Consider the following 17,762-nt stretch of genomic DNA (forward strand, 5'->3'; position numbering starts at 1 on the left):
ACACCTCCCGGAGGCCGTATGTCCACGCCGCCCCTCATCGCCGTCACCGGATCCACCGGAGCCGTGGGAGGTCGCGTCGCCCGCGACCTCGCCGCCCGTGGCATTCCGCAACGTCTGCTGGTGCGCGACGCCTCGCGCGCCCCCGCCCTGGAGGGCGCCGAGGTGCACGTGGCCCGGTATTCCGATGCGGATGCCGCCCGCGCGGCGCTGCAGGGCGTCGACACGCTCTTCATGGTCTCGGCCTCCGAGACCGCCGACCGGGTCGAGCACCACCGCACCTTCGTCGAGGCCGCCGCGGCCGCGGGGGTCGGCTCGATCGTCTACACCTCGTTCTTCGCCGCCGCTCCCGACGCCGTGTTCACCCTCGGGCGGGACCACGCGGCGACCGAAGACATCATCCGCGCCTCCGGCATGCGGTGGACGTTCCTGCGCGACAACTTCTACATGGACATGATGGAGCTCTTCGCCGGCGACGACGGGGTCATCCGGGGTCCCGCGGGCGAGGGGCGGTGCTCGCTCGTCTCGCGCGCCGACGTCGCGGCCACCGCGGTGTCGGTGCTGCTCGATCCCGCCGCCCACGCCGATGTCTCGTACGACCTGACCGGCCCCGAGGCGCTGACGATGGCCGAGGTGGCCGAGAAGATCTCGGCGGTCCGTGGGCACCCGGTGCGCTTCGTCGACGAGACGATCGACGAGGCGTACGCCTCGCGAGCCGCGTTCGGTGCGCCCCGCTGGCAGGTCGATGCCTGGGTGAGCACGTACACCTCGATCGCCGGCGGCGACCAGGCCGGGGTGTCCGGCGACGTCGAGCGGGTCACCGGCCGGCCGGCGCAGAGTTTCGAGGAGTTCCTCGGCGCCGTCTCCTGACGACGTGCGGGTCGGCTATGCTGGCCGCGTGCTGACCTGTCGCTGTTGTCGCTGAACGCCCTCGCGTTCTCTTTTCGACGACCCCGTCAGCCGCGCCCCCGGGCGCATCGACCCACCAGGACCCCACCGTGCGTTACGCCCAGAGCGTCGCCGACCTCGTCGGCAACACCCCCCTCGTCCGTCTGACCCGCGTCACCGAGGGCATCGCCGCCACCGTGCTGGCGAAGATCGAGTACTTCAATCCCGGCGGTTCGGCGAAAGACCGCATCGCGGCGAACATCGTCGACGCCGGCGAGCGCGACGGCTCGCTCCGCCCGGGCGGGGTGATCGTCGAACCGACCAGCGGCAACACCGGGGTCGGCCTGGCACTGGTCGCCCAGCAGCGCGGGTATCGCTGCGTGTTCGTGGTTCCCGACAAGGTCGCCGAAGACAAGCGCGCCGTGCTGCGGGCGTACGGCGCCGAGGTCGTGGTCACGCCCACGAACGTCGAGCCGGAGGACCCCCGCTCGTACTACAGCGTCTCCGACCGTCTGGTCCGCGAGATCCCGGGCGCCTTCAAGCCCAACCAGTACGGCAACCCGAACGGCCCGCGCAGCCACTACGAGACCACCGGTCCCGAGATCTGGCGCGACACCGACGGGCAGCTGACCCACTTCGTCGCCGGAGTCGGCACCGGCGGCACGATCAGCGGGTCGGGTCGGTACCTGCGCGAGGTCGCCGGCGACGGCGTGCGGATCGTCGGGGTCGACCCGGTGGGCTCGATCTACTCGGGCGGCGACATCCACGGCTACGACGTCGAGGGGGTCGGCGAGGACTTCTGGCCGACGGCCTTCGACCCCACCCTGGTCGACGCGTACGAGCGCGTCTCCGACGCCGAGTCGTTCGCGATGACGCGGCGCCTCGCCCGAGAAGAGGGACTTCTCGTCGGCGGCTCCAGCGGCATGGCCGTGGTCGGCGCCCTCCGCGTCGCGCGCGATCTCCCCGCCGATGCCGTGGTCGTCGTGATCCTCCCCGACCACGGACGCGGGTACCTCAGCAAGATCTTCGACGACGACTGGATGATCGAGCGCGGTTACGACGTTGCACCCGTGGCATCCCTTCTTCCGACCCCCACCGAGGAGCACTCCGCATGAGCACCCACGACGCCGCCCGCGGCTTCGACAGTCTCGCCGTCCACGCGGGCCAGGCGCCCGACGAGACCACCGGCGCGGTCATCCCGCCCCTCCACGTCTCGACCACTTTCGCCCAGGACGGCATCGGCGGACTCCGCGGCGGCTACGAATACGGCCGCAGCGGCAACCCCACGCGAACGGCGCTCGAGACGCAGATCGCGGCCCTCGAGGGCGCGACCCGCGCGCTGTCGTTCGCTTCGGGTCTCGCCGGCGAAGACGCCCTGCTGCGCGCGGCCCTCGTGCCCGGCGACGAGGTGCTGCTCGGCAACGACGTCTACGGCGGCACGTACCGACTGCTCGCCCGCGTGCTCGGGCCGTGGGGCGTGAAGCTGCGCGTGGTCGACATGAGCGACCTGGATGCCGTGGCGGCGGCGATCGAGGAACGCGCGCCCCGCATGGTCTGGGTCGAGACCCCCAGCAACCCGATGCTGCGCATCACCGACATCGCGGGTCTCGCCCGCCTCGGCCACGCGGCCGGCGCGATCGTCGTCGTCGACAACACCTTCGCCTCGCCCGCGCTGCAGCGCCCGCTCTCGCTCGGCGCCGACGTCGTGGTGCACTCCGCGACCAAGTACCTCGGCGGGCACAGCGACGTCGTGGGCGGGGCCCTCGCCTTCGCCGATGCCGCCCTGGCCGAGAAGGTGCAGTTCCTGCAGTTCGCCGCCGGCGCGGTCTCGGGCCCGTTCGACGCGTACCTGACCACCCGCGGCATCAAGACCCTCGCCGTGCGTATGCAGCGTCACAGCTCCAACGCGCAGGCGGTGGCCGAGCACCTCGCCGGCCACGACCGCGTCGCGAAGGTGTACTACCCCGGACTCCCGTCGCACCCCGGGCACGAGCTCGCGGCGCGGCAGATGAGCGGCTTCGGGGGCATCGTGTCACTGGCACTGGCCGACGGTGCGGCTGCTCGCCGCTTCGCCGAGTCCACGCGTCTGTTCACGCTCGCGGAGTCGCTGGGCGGGGTCGAGTCGCTGGTGAACTACCCGGATGCCATGACCCACGCCTCGGTGCGCGGAACCGAACTCGCCGTGCCCGACACGATCGTGCGGTTGTCGGTCGGCATCGAGTCGGTCGAGGACCTCGTGGCCGACGTGGATCGAGCGCTCGCCGCGCTCTGACCCCCGTGCGCCGCGTGAGGCGCCGATGTACGTCGTCGAAGCGACGGACATCGGCACCTCACGCCGGTGGGTGGCGGGCTCAGCGCTCGGCGCGGGCCAGGTTCTGCGTCAGCTCTTCGGCGTTCTGTCGCACGACGTACGCCGGCTGGTCGCGCTCGACGCGCCAGCTCTCGCTGAGCGGTCCGACGTTGACGGTGTCGAAGCCGAACTCGTCGTAGATGCGGGTCACGAGCGCGACCGCCTCGTCGGAGTCACCCGAGGTGGCGAGGGCGCGGCGCCCCTCGGTGCCGGCGGGGGAGCCGTCGGTGAGGATGTCGGCCGCGCGGATGTGGTTGAACGCCTTCACGACGGTCGACTGGGGAAGGTGCTCCTGAAGCATCTGCGAGGTCGTCGTCTGCTTGTCGTCGAGAGCCGCGATGTGGCCGTCGCGCTCGAAGTAGTAGTTGTTGGTGTCGAGCACGGTCTTGCCGGCCAGGGGAGCGACGGGCACGTCGGTGTACGCCTTCAGCGGGACGGTCACCACGACGATGTCGCCGGCTTCGGCCGCTTCCTGGGCGGTCGCGGCGCGCGCGCGGTCGCCAACGGCGGCGACGAGGTCGGTGAGGGTCTCGGGACCGCGCGAGTTGGCGATGACGACGTCGTAGCCGTTCTTCGCGAACCCCTTCGCGAGGGCCGAGCCGATGTGTCCTGCTCCGATGATTCCTACTGTTGTCATGCTGACCGGCAACTGCTCGAGCGCCGCACGCATTCCCGGGCGACGGTCGCCTGACCATCAGCGGACTAAATAATTAGCAGCTCTAGATATCCGTGTCAACGGGTCCGCGTGCCGACATCAGGCCCAATAACGTCCTTCTTGTCGCACCCTCGCGAATGAGGTCGCCGGCCGGTGTTCGGGTCACCGTCCTGCTGGACCTGCGAGGGCGACGGCCCCCGGTGGACGCGGCTTCGGACCACCGGGGGCCGCTTTCTTTCCCGGTGACGGTCGTCGGAGTCCTGACCACGAGGTGGAAGACTGGTGCGTCGGCGAGGGTCCCCTCTCTCCCGTCCCGTTCGAGGAGCCGCATCCGTGACCACCGCCACGCGCCCACCGCACACCGCCCGTTTCTTCGCCGTGTGCATCGGGGTCGGTCTTCTCGCGGGCCTCATGTCGGGCCTGTTCGGTGTCGGCGGCGGCACGGTCATCGTGCCCCTGCTCGTGCTGCTGCTCGGCTTCGACCAACGCCTCGCCGCCGGCACCTCCCTCGCGGCGATCGTGCCGACCGCCTCGGTCGGCGTGATCACCTACGCGGTCGACGGGCACGTCGCGTGGCTGCCGGCGCTGATCCTCGCCGCGGGCGCCGTGGTCGGTGCGCAGATCGGCACGTGGCTCCTGCCGAAGCTGTCGCAGACGGCCCTGCGATGGTCGTTCGTGGTGTTCCTCCTCGCCGTGATCGTCAGCCTGTACTTCGTCATCCCCTCGCGCGACGCCGAGCTGGTGCTCACCTGGGTCACCGGGCCCGGACTCGTCGTCCTGGGTGTGGTCACCGGCATCCTGGCCGGACTGCTCGGGGTGGGGGGCGGCATCATCGTCGTCCCCGCGCTGCTGCTGCTGTTCGGCACGAGCGACTTGATCGCGAAGGGCACCTCGCTGCTCATGATGATCCCGACCGCGATCTCGGGCACCGTCGGCAACCTGCGCCGTCGCAACGTCGATCTCGTCGCCGCCGTGTGCGTCGGTGCCGCCGCGTGCGCGACGACCGCCGTGGGGGCGCAGATCGCGAAGGCCGTCGACCCCTTCGTCGCCAACGTGCTGTTCTCGATCTTCCTCGTCTTCATCGCCTCGCAGATCGCGGTCAAGGCCGTGCGCGGGCGTCACCAGCGCTGACCTCGATCGACCGCTCCGAGCGGGACGTTCGCCGAGCGCGGCCGACGCCCCGCCGTAGACTTGCCCCGTGCCCGTGAACCCCGAACTCGTCGGTCGAGCCTTCGCGCCGACCGCTCCCTATCTGGTCGGCCGTGAGAAGGTGCGCGAGTTCGCGCGTGCCGTTTTCGCCGACGCCCCGCAGCACTCCGACCCCGACGCCGCGCGCGCGCTCGGCTACGCCGACGTGGTCGCGCCGCCGACGTTCGCGATGGTCGTGCAGGACCTCACTCTCCAGCAGCTGCTCGGCGACCCCGACTCCGGCATCGAGCTGTCGCGCCTCGTGCACGCGGAACAGCGATTCCGCTACACGCGCCCGATCGTCGCGGGCGACGAGCTCGTCGCGACGCTGTCGGTCACCGGCATCCGTTCGATGGGGGGCAACGCCATGATCACCAGCGAGGCCGAGATCGTGGATGCCGCGGGCGCTCACGTGGTGACCACGACCAGCATCCTTCTCGCCGGGGAGGCCGGAGCATGAGCGGCTTCACCGTCGGCGAGGTCATCGCCGAACGCTCGGTCCACCTCACGCGCGAGTCGCTCGTGCGCTACGCGGGGGCGTCGGGCGACTTCAACCCCATCCACTACCGAGACGATGTCGCCACCGCCGTCGGGCTCCCGGGCGTGCTCGCGCACGGCATGCTCACGATGGGGATCGCCGTCGGCACGCTCGCCGAGGCTCTGGGCGACAGCGGACGCATCGCCGACTACGGCGTGCGCTTCACGCGTCCCGTCGTCGTCGACCCCGAGACCGGCGCCGACCTGCACATCAGCGCCAAGGTGGGCGCCGTCGACGACGAGATCGCCCGCATCGACCTCACCGTGACGTTCGCCGAGACCACCGTGCTCGGCAAGGCGCAGGTGCGGGTGCGGGTGTCCTGATGCCCGACGTCGTTCCGATCCCCCTGTCGCAGCTCACGACGCTGCGCACCGGCGGTGCCCCCGCCCGCATGATCGAGGCGACCACCGCAGAAGAGCTCATCGCCAGCCTGCGTGCGGTGTGGGCCGATCGTGAGGCGTGGTTCGTGATCGGCGGCGGGTCGAACCTGTTCGTCGGCGACGACGCGTTCGAGGGCACCGTCATCCGCGTGCGCACCACCGGCGTCGAGGAGCTCCCCGGTTCGGGTCCCGACACGGTGCGCGTGCGCGTGCAGGCGGGCCATGACTGGGACGCGCTGGTCGCCGAGACCGTGGAGCGGGGTCTCGCGGGCATCGAGGCGATGTCGGGCATCCCCGGCACGGTCGGTGCCGCCCCCGTGCAGAACATCGGTGCCTACGGTCAGGAGATCGTGCAGACCCTCGTCGAGGTCGAGCTGATCGACGAGGCGACGGGTGAGGTGTCGGTCGTTCCCGCGTCCGAGCTGGAGCTCGGGTTCCGCACCTCGGTGCTGAAGCAGCACTACGGCTCGGTGCCGGATCGTTCCGCGGTGATCCTGTCGGTCACCCTCGAGCTCGAGCGCGTCGGCGACGGTGAGCGACCGATCACCGGCGAGCAGTTGCGCAACGCCCTGGGGCTCGAGGAGCGCGACGCGGTGTCGTTGCGCTGGATCCGCGATCACGTGCTCGCGACCCGTGCCCGCAAGGGCATGGTGCTCGACGCCGAAGACCCCGACACCTGGAGCGCGGGCTCGTTCTTCCAGAACGCGATCGTGTCGCAGTCCTTCGCGCGGGCCCTCCCCGCGGCGTGCCCCCGGTGGCCGATGACCCCGGTGCTCGACCCGGTGACCGTGATCCCGCTCGCCGCGTTCGACGGCATCCTGCCCCCGCCGCCCGTGGAGCGGCACGAGGTCAAGGTGAGCGCCGCGTGGCTGATCGAGAACGCAGGTCTCGGCCGCGGCTTCCGCTTCCCGCGCTCGCGCGCCGGGCTGTCGACCAAGCACACCCTGGCGCTCACGAACCGCGGCGAGGCGACGGCCGCCGAGATCGCGGAGCTCGCCCGTTTCGTGCAGGGCCGCGTGCAGTCCGAGTTCGGACTGCTGCTGCAGCCCGAGCCGGTGCTGGTGAACGTCGAGCTGTAGCCGGCTCGGTGGCGCGAGGTCGGTATCGGCTGGCCCCGGGGTGAGTGACGGAGGGAGGAGCGGGGACGAGGGGAGGACGGATCGCGCGGTGCGATCCTCCGCCGGTCCCTGCTCCTCCGCTCGTCACGCCCGACGGCGCGCGGACGTCAGGAGAACAGGCGCTGGAGGCGCTGGACGCCCTCGAGCAGCTGCTCGTCGCCGAGCGCGTACGACAGGCGCAGGTAGCCGCTGGGGCCGAAGGCCTCGCCGGGCACCACGGCCACCTCGGCCTGCTCGAGGATGAGGTCGGCCAGCTCGAGCGAGGTGGTCGGGGTGACCCCGCCCCACTCGCGGTTCAGCAGTCCCTGCACGTCGGGGTAGACGTAGAACGCGCCGAGCGGGTTGGGCACCTCGACGCCGTCGATCTTCGACAGCTCCGACACGATCAGCCGACGACGACGGTCGAACGCCGCGCGGAACTGCTCGACCTCGTCCTGAGGACCGTTGAGGGCCGCGGCGGCCGCGCGCTGGGCGACGTTGTTGACGTTGCTCGACAGGTGCGACTGCAGGTTGGCGGCGAGCTTGATGGCATCGGCCGGTCCGACCATCCAGCCCACGCGCCACCCGGTCATGGCGTAGGTCTTGGCGACGCCGTTGAGCAGGATCGTCTGCTCGGCGAGCTCGGGCACGGCCTCGACGATCGAGACCGCGCGGACGCCCTCGTACGTGAGGTTCTGGTAGATCTCGTCGGTGATCACCCAGATGCCGTGCTCGAGAGCCCAGCGGCCGATCTCGGCGGTCTCTTCGGGCGTGTAGACCGAACCGGTCGGGTTCGACGGCGACACGAAGACGAGCACCGTCGTCTTGTCGGTGCGGGCGGCCTCGAGCTGGGCGACCGTGACCTTGTAGTCCTGGTCGGCTCCGGCGAACACCTCGACGGGCGTGCCGTCGGCCAGCGCGATGGCCTCGGGGTACGTGGTCCAGTACGGCGCGGGCAGCAGCACCTCGTCGCCGGGGTTCACCACGGTCTGAAACGCCTGGTACACGGCCTGCTTGCCGCCGTTGGTCACGACGACCTGCGTGGGGGCGACCTGCAGCCCCGAGTCGCGCAGCGTCTTGGCCGCGATGGCCTCGCGCAGCACCGGGAGCCCGGCGGCGGGGGTGTAGCGGTAGTTCGCGGGGTTCTGCAGCGCCTCGGCCGCGGCATCGACGATGAACGAGGGGGTGGCGAAGTCGGGCTCGCCCGCGGCATACGAGATGACCGGTCGGCCGGCGGCCTGGAGGGCCTTGGCCTTCGCGTCGACCTTGAGGGTCGCGGACTCGGCGATGGCGGACAGCTTGCGAGAGAGCGGGGCGCGGGAAGTCACGGTCCGAGCCTACTGTTCGCGCCCGCGCCCGACGAGAGGTGTGACGGCCCGCGAAGGTCGTCTCCGCCGGGAGCGGGGCCGCATCGCCGGAGTCCGGATGCCGAGCCGCCGACGCCCGCGCACAGGCCGACCCCGCGCACGGTCCGGCGCGGGTGCGCGCGTGGGCTAGCGTGGCGGGCGTGACAGCAGAACCCCTGGCGCCCCCGCGTATCCACCGTCGCGCGATCGGGGCCCTGCTGAAGCTGGGCCTGGCCAGCCTCATCGTCGGCGTCGCCACCGGTCTCGCCGTGCTCCTTCTCGTGTGGATCGTGCACACGATCGAGCACCTCGTCTGGGGCCACGAAGAGGGACCGTTCCTCGACGGTCTGGCGATGCCCGCCGTGTGGTGGCTGCCGATCGTCACGGTCGGCGGGGCCGGGGTCGTGGCGGCGCTCGGGTGGTACCTGCTCCGTCGCTTCGGACGCCGGCTCGCCACCGTCGAGCAGGGCGTCGACGGCGCGCACATGCCGTGGTGGGAAACGCTCGCCGACACGGTCATCCAGGTGACCTCGGTGGCCCTGGGCGCCTCGATCGGCAAAGAGGTCGCCCCCCGTGAGCTCTCGGCGATGGCGGGCTCGAAGGTGGTCCGCTGGTTCGGTCTCGATGCCCGGTGGGCCCGTATCCTCATCGCCGCCGCCGCCGGTGCGGGCCTCGCCGCCGTCTACAACGTGCCGCTGGCGGGGGCGCTGTTCACGCTCGAGATCCTGCTCGCGCAGTTCAGCGTCGGAGCGGCGGTCGTCGCCCTGTCGGTCAGTGCGATCGCGACCTTCGTGGCTCGTCCGCTCGTGGGCGACGAGTCGCTTTACCACGTGGCATCCGTCGAAGTGAACCCCTCGCTCGTGGTCGCGGCCCTGCTCATCGGCCCGCTGATGGGGTGGGGGGCGACGAGCTTCGCGACGGTCACGAAGAAGCTCGCGCGCTTCCGTCCCACCGGCTGGAAGCTGCTGGTCGTCCTGCCCCTGACCTTCGCCGCGGTCGGCGCGGTGGGGGCGTTCTTCCCGCTGATCCTCGGTAACGGTCGCGCGCTCGCCACGGCGGGGTTCGACCTGTCGCAGCCCGCGCTGATCCTGCTGCTGCTCGCTCTGCTCAAGTACGTCGCCACGACCGTGTCGCTCGGCTCGGGCGCGATCGGCGGCACCCTTCAGCCCTCCGTGGCGATCGGGGCGGCGCTGGGGGCCGCGGCCGCGGCCGGGTGGGCGTTCGTCTGGCCCGGAGCCGACGGCACGGCGCTGGCGATCGTCGCGGCGGCGGCGTTCCTGGCATCCAACATGCGCGCCCCCTTCACCGCGATCGCGCTGGTGATCGAGTTCACCGACACGGGTTTCACCCTGCTGCTGCCGATCTTCCTCGCGGTCGCGGGGTCGCTCGCCGCGTCGCGCCTGTCGTCGCGGGCGGGGCTGCGCCGCTTCGCGCCGATCGACCCGGCGCGTCCCTGAACCCGCGCGTCGCGCCGCGTCCGTCTCCACCGGTGCACGGCGATGCGCCCCTCCCGCGTGGGCGGAAGGGGCGCATGAACCCGGGCGTCAGTCGAGGTACTTCGCGTACGCCGGCAGGGTGAGGAACGCCGGGAACTCCGCCCGCAGCGCCACCTCGCGGAACACCTCGGCGGCGTCGTCGAAGCGGTCGCCGTCGAGGCGGTGCGCATCGTCGAGCACCTCGGTCACCAGCTGCTCGATGAACGACCGGGTGATCGCCGTGCCGTCGTCGGTCACGCGGTCCTGGTGGATCCACTGCCAGATCTGCGAGCGTGAGATCTCGGCGGTGGCGGCGTCTTCCATGAGGTCGTCGATCGCGACGGCCCCGAGGCCCCGCAGCCACGCCTCGATGTAGCGGATGGCCACCGAGACGTTGCCCCGCACCCCCGCCGTGGTGATGGGCAGGCCGATGCGCAGGTCGAGCAGATCGGCGGGCTCGACCTCCACGTCCTCGCGCAGGCGGTGCAGCTGATTCGATCCGTCGCCGAACGCGGCGTCGAACTCGGCGCGCGCCACCGGGATGAGGTCGGGGTGCGCCACCCACGTGCCGTCGAAGCCGTCTCCGGCTTCGCGACGCTTGTCGGCGGCGACCTTCTCGAACGCGGCCTCGGTCACCTCGGGGCGACGCCGGTTGGGGATGAACGCGCTCATGCCGCCGATCGCGTACGCGCCCCGCTTGTGGCAGGTCTGCACGAGCAGCTCGGTGTAGGCGCGCATGAACGGCACCGTCATGGTCACGTCGCTCCGCCCCGGGAGCACGAAGCGCGCCCCGCGGCCGCGGTAGGTCTTGATGATCGAGAAGATGTAGTCCCATCGCCCGGCGTTCAGGCCCGCGCAGTGGTCGCGGAGCGCGAACAGGATCTCCTCCATCTCGAACGCCGCCGGCAGGGTCTCGATGAGCACCGTGGCGCGGATGGTGCCGTGCGCGAGGCCCAGTCGCTGCTCGGTGAACGTGAACACGTCGTCCCAGAGCCGGGCCTCCTCCGCCGACTCGATCTTCGGCAGGTAGAAGTACGGTCCCCGGCCCGCGGCGATCAGCGCGTGGGCGTTGTGGAACACGTACAGGCCGTAGTCGACGAGGGAACCGGATGCCGGCAGCTCGCGGCCGGAGCGGTCGATGAACGTCACGTGCTTCTCGGGCAGGTGCCACCCGCGCGGGCGCATCACGATCGTCGGCGTTCGGGCGGCGGTGACCTCGTAGCGCTTGCCCTCGGCACTGGTGAACGACAGCTGTCCGCGGATCGCGTCGAACAGCGAGAGCTGCCCGCCGAGGACGTTCCGCCAGGTGGGGCTCGTGGCGTCCTCCTGGTCGGCGAGCCAGACGCGGGCGCCGGAGTTCAGCGCGTTGATCGTCATCTTCGGGTCGGTGGGGCCGGTGATCTCGACGCGGCGGTCTTCGAGCCCCGGTCCCGCCCCGGCCACGCGCCACGACGGGTCGTCGCGGATGTGCGCGGTGTCGGCGCGGAAGTGGGGGTCGTCGCCCGTGCCGATCTCGAAGCGGCGACGCAGGCGCGCCGCGAGCCTGTCGTGACGACGGCGCGCGAAGCGGTCGTGCAGCTCGGTGAGGAAGGCGAGGGCGGCGGGGGTGAGGATCTCGCCGTCGCGTCCGTCGAGGGGCCGCTCGAGGCGCAGGTGCGGGGCGGATGCCGGAGGGTTCGGCATCCGGGATTCTTCGGTCATGGGCGGGGGAGAGGTGAGGAGGGTCATGGTCCTGGCTTTCTGTGCGTTCCCCCGTCGTCCCTCTCCGCTGTCCTTCTCCACCGTCCCTCTCGGGTGGGTGAAGCCGTTGAGTGTCCAGGACACGCCGCAAAGGACGCGGCGGTTACGGCGGGTCTTGGACACTCAACGGGGATGGGGCGGGGACGGAGACGGGAGCGGGGACGGGAGGCGAAGGGGTGGGGGTCAGTGGAACTGGGCGGTCTCGGTGGAGCCCGCGAGGGCGAGGGTGGCGCTGTCGGGGTTGAGCGCGGTGGAGACGACGTCGAAGTAGCCGGTCCCGGCTTCGCGCTGATGGCGCGTAGCCGTGTACCCGTGGGCTTCGGCGGCGAACTCGGCCTCCTGCAGCTCGACGTACGCGCTCATGGCGCGTTCGGCGTAGCCGCGGGCGAGGTCGAACATCGAGTGGTTCACGGCGTGGAAGCCGGCCAGCGTGATGAACTGGAAGGCGTAGCCGAGAGCGGCCAGGTCGGCCTGGAACGTGGCGATCTGCTCGTCGTCGAGGTGGCGCTTCCAGTTGAAGCTCGGCGAGCAGTTGTAGGCGAGCTTCTTGCCCGGGTAGCGGGCGTGGATCGCCTCGGCGAAGCGACGCGCGAGCTCGATGTCGGGCTCGCCCGTCTCGACCCAGAGGAGGTCGGCGTAGGGCGCGAAGGCGAGGCCGCGCGCGATGACCGACTCGAGCCCCGGTCGCACCCGGTAGAAGCCCTCGCTCGTGCGCTCGCCGGTGAGGAACTCCGCGTCGCGCGGGTCGACGTCGCTGGTGAGCAGGTCGGCGGCCAGGGCGTCGGTGCGCGCGATGATCACGGTCGACACTCCGGCGACATCGGCGGCCAGGCGCGCGGCGTTCAGGGTGCGGATGTGCTGCTGGATCGGCACGAGCACCTTGCCGCCGAGGTGACCGCACTTCTTCTCGCTGGCGAGCTGGTCCTCCCAGTGGATGCCGGCAGCCCCCGCCTGGATCAGCGACTGCGCGAGCTCGTAGGCGTTCAGCGGGCCGCCGAAGCCGGCCTCGGCGTCGGCGACGATCGGCGCGAGCCAGTCCTGGGTGATCTCCCCCTCGGCGCGCTCGATCTGGTCCTGTCGCAGCAGCGCGTTGTTGATGCGCCGCACGACCGCGGGCACGCTGTTGGCGGGGTAGAGGCTCTGGTCGGGGTAGGTCTGGCCCGCGAGGTTGCCATCGGCGGCGACCTGCCAGCCCGACAGGTAGATGGCCTTGAGGCCGGCGCGCACCTGCTGCACGGCCTGTCCGCCGGTGTAGGCGCCGAGGGCGCGGACGTACTCCTCGGTGTGGATGAGGTTCCAGAGGTTCTCGGCTCCGCGGCGGGCGAGGGTGGACTCCTCGCGGACGCTTCCGCGGAGGCGGACGACGTCGTCCGCCGAGAACGTGCGCTCGATGCCGTCCCAGCGAGGATCGTTCTCCCACGCGGTGCGGATCTCGTCGGCGGTCTCGGTCTGGTCGCCGGGGCGCAGGGGCTGCGGGGCGGGGGTGGCCTGGATCGTCATGAGCGTTCTCCTTCGGATGCCGGGGCTGCGGTGCCCCGTGGAGACCACTGTCCGCGAAGAACAACCCCGCCAATCGAAGTTTCTCGTGTGAAGATCGCGCGATCTTCTGTTCCAGTGAGAACATGGCGCATGGACACCGGCGTCTCCGCTTCTTCGACACCCCTCCCGTTCGACGATGACGAGGTGGACACCCTCACCATCGGCCGACGCATCCGCCAGCTGCGCACCGCTCGCGGCATGACGCTCGACGACCTGGCCGCCGCGGTCGGCCGCGCCCCGAGCCAGATGTCGATGATCGAGAACGGCCGCCGCGAGGCGAAGCTCACCCTGCTGCAGGCGATCGCGCGGGCGCTCGGGTGCACGCTCGATCAGATCCTGGATGCCGAGCCGCTCGATGCCCGCGCGGCGCTCGAGATCTCGGTCGAGCGCGCGATGCGCGGGCAGACCTTTCAGGCGCTCGGGATCGAGCCGTTCCGTGTCGGCCGGTCGGTGCCCGACGAGGTGCTGTCGGCGATGCTCGCGCTGCGGGGCGAGATCGAGCGGCTCCGCGAGGAGCGCTCCGCGACCCCGGAGGAGGCGCGTCGGGCCAACGTGGCGCTCCGCCGCCTCATGCGCACGCAGGACAACCACTTCCCCGACCTCGAGCGCACGGCATCCGAGATGCTGACGGCGATCGAGCACCCCGGCGGACCCCTCACGCAGCGCGGCGCGAGCGACATCGCCGCGCACCTCGGCTTCTCGCTGCACTACGTGCCCGACCTGCCGTCGTCGACGCGGAGCATCGCGGATGCCAAGAACGGGCGGCTCTACCTCTCGACCACCGTCGCGAAGGGCGACCCGCGGGCGGCGGTGCTGCAGGCACTGTCGAGCCGCATGCTCGGCCACGGCGAGCCGACGAGCTACGACGAGTTCCTCCGCCAGCGCGTCGAGACGAACTACCTCACCGGGGCGCTGCTCATGCCCGAGGCGCACGTCGTACCGGCGCTGCGCGAGGCGAAGGAGCGGCGCACGATCAGCATCGAAGACCTGCGCGACGCCTACTCGGTGTCGTACGAGACCGCCGCGCACCGCTTCACCAACCTCGCGACGGTGCACCTCGGCATCCGGGTGCACTTCTTGAAGGTGCACGAGTCGGGCACGATCACGAAGGCCTACGAGAACGACGACGTGAACTTCCCCACCGACCGGCTGGGCTCGATCGAGGGCCAGATGTGCTGCCGACGGTGGACGAGCCGCGTGGTGTTCGATGAGGACGACCTCTTCAATCCGTACTACCAGTACACCGACACCGGCAACGGGACGTATTGGTGCACCGCGCGCGTGGAGCAGTCGAGCGAGGGCGCGCACTCGGTCAGCGTGGGCGTGCGCTTCGACGACACGCGCTGGTTCCGGGGCCGCGACACCCCCAACCGCGGGGTCTCGCGGCACGCGGTCGAGACGTGCTGCCGCCGCGCGCCCGCCGACCTCGAGGCTGCGTGGCGCGACAAGGCCTGGCCGAACGTGCGCACCCCGCGGACGCTGCTGGCGACCCTGCCGACCGGGGCCTTCCCCGGCGTCGACACGACGGAGTTGTACGAGTTCCTGGAGGCGCACGCGCCGCGGGGGTGAGGTGGGTTTCGCGGCTAGGGGGGCGGTGTGCCTGTGCCTTGTGCGGTGTGCCCGTGCCGCGCGCGGTGCGCCCGTGTGCGCAACGGCGGGGGTATTGGGCGACGCGCCGGGGTGGGATGCCGGTGGGTCGGCGTGTCGGTAATTGTCCCGCCGTTGTGCTCGGGGTCGGGGCGCCGGGGCGCGGACAAGCCCAGTGCCCGGAAGGACCGGGACGTCAGCGGGCCAGGTGGAGGCCGCGTTCCACGTAGGCCATGATCGCCCGTTCCACCGTGGGCCAGTCGTGGACCACGAGGGCGTAGTCGAACCGCAGGGAGACGAAGCCCCACGCGGCCGCATGAGCGTCGCGCCGCAGGTCGCGGTGCCTGTTCGCGGTGCCCTCGTGGTTACCCGCTCCGTCGATCTCGACGATGAGGGCGTCGCCGATGAGCAGGTCGACGCGGCCGACCGAGATGATGTGCATCTGAGTGCGCACCGGAAGGTTTCTGTGCCGCAGTCGCCACCGGACGATCGACTCGAGGCCGCTGTCGGCGTCGGACCGCGCGAAGTCGAGCGCGTCGCGCGCGAGGTCGTTCGTGTGGCTCCGCAGCCACGTCTTCCCCGACGACGTCAGCATGCCGAGGCGGAGGGCGGACTCCACTGAGACGAAGAACTCCTCGACTCCCCGGCACCGCAGGATCTGGCGCAGGATGCGCGGGACCGACGGCAGAGCGAAAGCGTGTCCGGGGGCGGCATCGTCCCAGTGCAGACGACAGGTGCACTCGTCGTGGGCGTACGCGTGGCCTCCTCCGCGCATCCAGACGTGGATCGGTTGTTCCGCGGCGAGAGTCCACAGCCCGAGGTGCCTCGCCGCGGTGACGCACGCCGCTCGCCCTCCGTGGAGTGCCGCGGTCACGACGGGCGCGCAGGCCCCGCGCTCCGCATAGACCCCGCGGCGCAGATGCCGTAGTTCTCCCGCCTCGACGGCCGAGGCGATGCTTCGGCGCGATCGTCCCCGTGCGCGCAGGCCGGAGAACGTCTCGATTCCCTGACCCGGTGCGCACATCACGACAGGATGCCGCCGGAGTGCACCCGCGCCAGCCCCGAACCCGGAACCTGTGGACAGTCCTCTCTTGGGGAGGAGCCGCCACCCCGCCGTCACCGGTGCATCGCCCCTCGGCATCCCGTGCACAACGGCGGGGCGCCTCCTCGACGCGCCGTCGACGTATGCCGATGCCCCGGCGTGTCGGAAATTCCCCCGCCGCTGTGCCCCCGCGGCCGTGGGCTCGACTCGGGCGCCGGTGAATCGGCATCTCCGTGCACAACGGCGGATCGTCTCCGCAACCCGTCGTCGACGGATGCCAATGCCCCGGCGTGTCGGAGGTCCCTCCGCCGTTGTGCCCCCACGGCCGTGGGCTCGGTCCGGGCGCCGGTGGGCCGACATCCGGACGGCTGTGCACCGGCATCCCGTGCACAACGGCGGGTCGTCTCCGCGACGCGCCGTCGACGGATGCCGAGTCCCCGGCGTGTCGGAAATCCCCCCGCCGTTGTGTCCGGCCGCGCCCCTCAGGCGGCGTTCCAGCGCAGCCGCGGGGCGCCGAGTCCCGACCGCAGGGCGGCGGGGTCGGCGACGGGGAACATCGTGACGATGAGACCGTCGACCGCGTAGGCCAGGGCGGCGGCGCCGTCGGGGAGCGGGTCGCCGAGGGCGATGCGGGTCGAGCGGCCCTCGACGGCCTCGTCGATCGCGTCGGCGCGGGAGAGGAGGGATGCCGCGGCGGCGGTGACGCGTGAGAGCAGGGTGCCCGACCCCGCCCAGGGCGAGAAAGCCCCGCGGGACAGTCCGCAGGCGAGAGCCAGGTCGTCGGTGAGCCACCGCTCGCGCTTGAGGCCGTAGGGGGTGGGCGTGGTCGACAGCAGGTAGCCGTAGACGTGCAGCAGGCCGGCGTTGCCCACGGGCCACGAGGCCTCGAGCCCCGCCCGCCCGTGCAGCTCGTCGAACAGCGCCCGGGAGAGCACCGCCTCCCCGACGTTCTCGTCGACCACCGTCGAGCGGCCCCATGCGGCGAACCGGCCCGCGGCGGCGTCGTCGGCGAGGGATGCCGCGAGCCACGGCAGAGACGAGATCGCCGACGAGGGGTCGAGGGCACCGAGCGCCGCGGCGGTGTCGAGAGCGGGGGAGGAGGTCACCGCTTCACGCTAAGCCGTGAGCCGGGGCGCACAGGAGCCGTTCATCCAGCGTTTACACGGCGTGGACATAGCGTCCATATTTGAGGTGCACCATGGACGCAACGTCCACGACAGGAGTTCCCCCGTGCCCCGCCCCGTCCTCATCTTCGACTTCGACGGTACCGTCGCCCTCGGCGACGGCCCCCTGTTGGCCTACGCCCGCGCGGTCGCCGTGCACACGGCATCCGCCGCCGAATTCGTCTCCACCGTCTCGGCCCACCTCGCCGCGCCCTCGGCCGACGTCATCGACGGGTACGACGCGGTCCGACGCCTCGCACTCGACGCGGGGGTCGACGACGCCGCGCTGGCCTCGGCCTACTCGACGAGCCGCGCCCAACTGGCGGGCCCCGATGCGCCCGTGTCGACCGCCGCCGATCTGGCCGGGTTCCTCGCCGAGGTGGATGCCGAGCGCCTGCTCGTCACGAACGCCCCGGCGACGCGACTCGACGACGCGCTGGCCGCCGTGGGCCTCAACGGCCTGTTCGACCGCATCGTCACGGACGCCGCGAAGCCCGCCGGTCTCGAACTGCTTCTCGATCAGCTCGCCGCCGGCACCCCGGTCCTCGCCATCGGTGACGTCTGGCGCAACGACCTCGCCCCCGCCCACGCCCGCGGTCTCGCCACCGCCCTGGTCGGCGGCTACGCCGATCCGGCCGCGGACCCCACCTTCCGTGCCGACACCCTCGACGAGCTGCTGCCCGCGCTCGCCGGGTGGGTCGGCGCCGCCCACGTCGACGCTCCCCCCGCCGATCACCTCCCCTCCCACGCCTGAACCCCACCCGAATCGCAGAGGAA

Annotated in this window: 16 protein-coding genes; 10 read left to right on the forward strand and 6 right to left on the reverse strand. The window is 71.6% G+C overall.

Features of this window, described 5'->3' with window-relative positions; all coding sequences use genetic code 11:
- Positions 1-18: 18 nt before the first annotated feature.
- The 3 genes from BJP65_RS12750 (at position 19) to BJP65_RS12760 (ending at position 3,157) form a co-directional block, all read left to right on the forward strand.
- Entirely contained in the window at positions 19-867 is an 849-nt protein-coding gene (locus tag BJP65_RS12750; RefSeq protein WP_070409391.1) for an SDR family oxidoreductase, read from the forward strand.
- Between the two features lie 128 nt (positions 868-995).
- Positions 996-2,000, forward strand: coding sequence for a pyridoxal-phosphate dependent enzyme (locus BJP65_RS12755; protein WP_070409392.1), 1,005 nt, complete (start codon positions 996-998; stop codon positions 1,998-2,000).
- The gene (locus BJP65_RS12760; RefSeq protein ID WP_055838927.1) at positions 1,997-3,157 is read left to right on the forward strand and encodes a cystathionine gamma-synthase; all 1,161 of its coding nucleotides are present in this window, start codon (positions 1,997-1,999) and stop codon (positions 3,155-3,157) included. Before BJP65_RS12755 ends, BJP65_RS12760 begins: the two co-directional genes overlap by 4 nt.
- 79 nt (positions 3,158-3,236) lie before the next feature.
- On the opposite strand, the gene BJP65_RS12765 is transcribed toward BJP65_RS12760, so the two are convergent.
- On the reverse strand, positions 3,237-3,872 hold the full coding sequence (locus tag BJP65_RS12765) for an NADPH-dependent F420 reductase (RefSeq protein WP_070410005.1): 636 nt from the start codon (positions 3,870-3,872) through the stop codon (positions 3,237-3,239).
- Positions 3,873-4,223: 351 nt separating this feature from the next.
- On the opposite strand from BJP65_RS12765, the gene BJP65_RS12770 reads away from it, so the two are divergent.
- From BJP65_RS12770 to BJP65_RS12785, 4 genes are all read left to right on the forward strand, one after another.
- Entirely contained in the window at positions 4,224-5,021 is a 798-nt protein-coding gene (locus tag BJP65_RS12770; protein WP_055838922.1) for a sulfite exporter TauE/SafE family protein, read from the forward strand.
- Between the two features lie 67 nt (positions 5,022-5,088).
- Positions 5,089-5,538: a MaoC family dehydratase N-terminal domain-containing protein gene (locus BJP65_RS12775; protein WP_055838919.1), complete on the forward strand. Its 450-nt coding sequence runs from the start codon at positions 5,089-5,091 to the stop codon at positions 5,536-5,538.
- Entirely contained in the window at positions 5,535-5,939 is a 405-nt protein-coding gene (locus tag BJP65_RS12780; protein ID WP_070409393.1) for a MaoC/PaaZ C-terminal domain-containing protein, read from the forward strand. The genes BJP65_RS12775 and BJP65_RS12780 overlap by 4 nt, the downstream gene beginning before the upstream one ends.
- The gene (locus BJP65_RS12785) at positions 5,939-7,075 is read left to right on the forward strand and encodes a UDP-N-acetylmuramate dehydrogenase (RefSeq protein ID WP_070409394.1); all 1,137 of its coding nucleotides are present in this window, start codon (positions 5,939-5,941) and stop codon (positions 7,073-7,075) included. Before BJP65_RS12780 ends, BJP65_RS12785 begins: the two co-directional genes overlap by 1 nt.
- 146 nt (positions 7,076-7,221) lie before the next feature.
- Here the strand turns inward: BJP65_RS12785 and BJP65_RS12790 are convergent, their stop codons facing one another.
- Positions 7,222-8,421, reverse strand: a complete 1,200-nt coding sequence (locus BJP65_RS12790) for a pyridoxal phosphate-dependent aminotransferase (RefSeq protein ID WP_055838909.1) — start codon at positions 8,419-8,421, stop codon at positions 7,222-7,224.
- Between the two features lie 179 nt (positions 8,422-8,600).
- Here BJP65_RS12790 and BJP65_RS12795 point away from each other — a divergent pair, with 179 nt between their 5' ends.
- Entirely contained in the window at positions 8,601-9,896 is a 1,296-nt protein-coding gene (locus BJP65_RS12795) for a chloride channel protein (protein ID WP_070409395.1), read from the forward strand.
- 87 nt (positions 9,897-9,983) lie between these two features.
- Here BJP65_RS12795 and aceB read toward each other — a convergent pair whose 3' ends face one another.
- Together aceB and aceA are read right to left on the reverse strand one after the other, a co-directional pair.
- Entirely contained in the window at positions 9,984-11,597 is a 1,614-nt protein-coding gene (aceB, locus tag BJP65_RS12800; protein WP_374754286.1) for a malate synthase A, read from the reverse strand.
- Between the two features lie 240 nt (positions 11,598-11,837).
- On the reverse strand, positions 11,838-13,154 hold the full coding sequence (gene aceA, locus BJP65_RS12805; protein ID WP_070409397.1) for an isocitrate lyase: 1,317 nt from the start codon (positions 13,152-13,154) through the stop codon (positions 11,838-11,840).
- 129 nt (positions 13,155-13,283) lie between these two features.
- Between aceA and BJP65_RS12810 the strand changes: the two genes are divergently transcribed.
- Positions 13,284-14,762, forward strand: a complete 1,479-nt coding sequence (locus BJP65_RS12810) for an XRE family transcriptional regulator (protein ID WP_070409398.1) — start codon at positions 13,284-13,286, stop codon at positions 14,760-14,762.
- A 214-nt stretch (positions 14,763-14,976) separates the two neighbouring features.
- Here the strand turns inward: BJP65_RS12810 and BJP65_RS12815 are convergent, their stop codons facing one another.
- Together BJP65_RS12815 and BJP65_RS12820 are read right to left on the reverse strand one after the other, a co-directional pair.
- The gene (locus BJP65_RS12815; RefSeq protein ID WP_258027473.1) at positions 14,977-15,654 is read right to left on the reverse strand and encodes an endonuclease domain-containing protein; all 678 of its coding nucleotides are present in this window, start codon (positions 15,652-15,654) and stop codon (positions 14,977-14,979) included.
- A gap of 650 nt (positions 15,655-16,304) precedes the next feature.
- Positions 16,305-16,928, reverse strand: coding sequence for an amino acid deaminase (locus BJP65_RS12820; protein ID WP_070409400.1), 624 nt, complete (start codon positions 16,926-16,928; stop codon positions 16,305-16,307).
- A gap of 124 nt (positions 16,929-17,052) precedes the next feature.
- Between BJP65_RS12820 and BJP65_RS12825 the strand changes: the two genes are divergently transcribed.
- Positions 17,053-17,739, forward strand: coding sequence for an HAD family hydrolase (locus BJP65_RS12825; RefSeq protein WP_070409401.1), 687 nt, complete (start codon positions 17,053-17,055; stop codon positions 17,737-17,739).
- The last annotated feature ends 23 nt before the right edge of the window (positions 17,740-17,762 follow it).

The sequence above is a fragment of the Microbacterium sp. BH-3-3-3 genome, from assembly GCF_001792815.1.
In the GTDB taxonomy this organism is placed as follows: Bacteria; Actinomycetota; Actinomycetes; order Actinomycetales; family Microbacteriaceae; genus Microbacterium.

Excerpts from the sequence above, each read along its gene's own strand:
- BJP65_RS12750 (WP_070409391.1), top strand. The coding sequence starts at position 19 with ATGTCCACGCCGCCCCTCATCGCCGTCACCGGATCCACCGGAGCCGTG.
- BJP65_RS12760 (WP_055838927.1), top strand. The coding sequence starts at position 1,997 with ATGAGCACCCACGACGCCGCCCGCGGCTTCGACAGTCTCGCCGTCCAC.
- BJP65_RS12765 (WP_070410005.1), bottom strand. The coding sequence starts at position 3,872 with ATGACAACAGTAGGAATCATCGGAGCAGGACACATCGGCTCGGCCCTC.
- BJP65_RS12780 (WP_070409393.1), top strand. The coding sequence starts at position 5,535 with ATGAGCGGCTTCACCGTCGGCGAGGTCATCGCCGAACGCTCGGTCCAC.
- BJP65_RS12785 (WP_070409394.1), top strand. The coding sequence starts at position 5,939 with ATGCCCGACGTCGTTCCGATCCCCCTGTCGCAGCTCACGACGCTGCGC.
- aceB (WP_374754286.1), bottom strand. The coding sequence starts at position 11,597 with ATGCCGAACCCTCCGGCATCCGCCCCGCACCTGCGCCTCGAGCGGCCC.
- aceA (WP_070409397.1), bottom strand. The coding sequence starts at position 13,154 with ATGACGATCCAGGCCACCCCCGCCCCGCAGCCCCTGCGCCCCGGCGAC.
- BJP65_RS12810 (WP_070409398.1), top strand. The coding sequence starts at position 13,284 with ATGGACACCGGCGTCTCCGCTTCTTCGACACCCCTCCCGTTCGACGAT.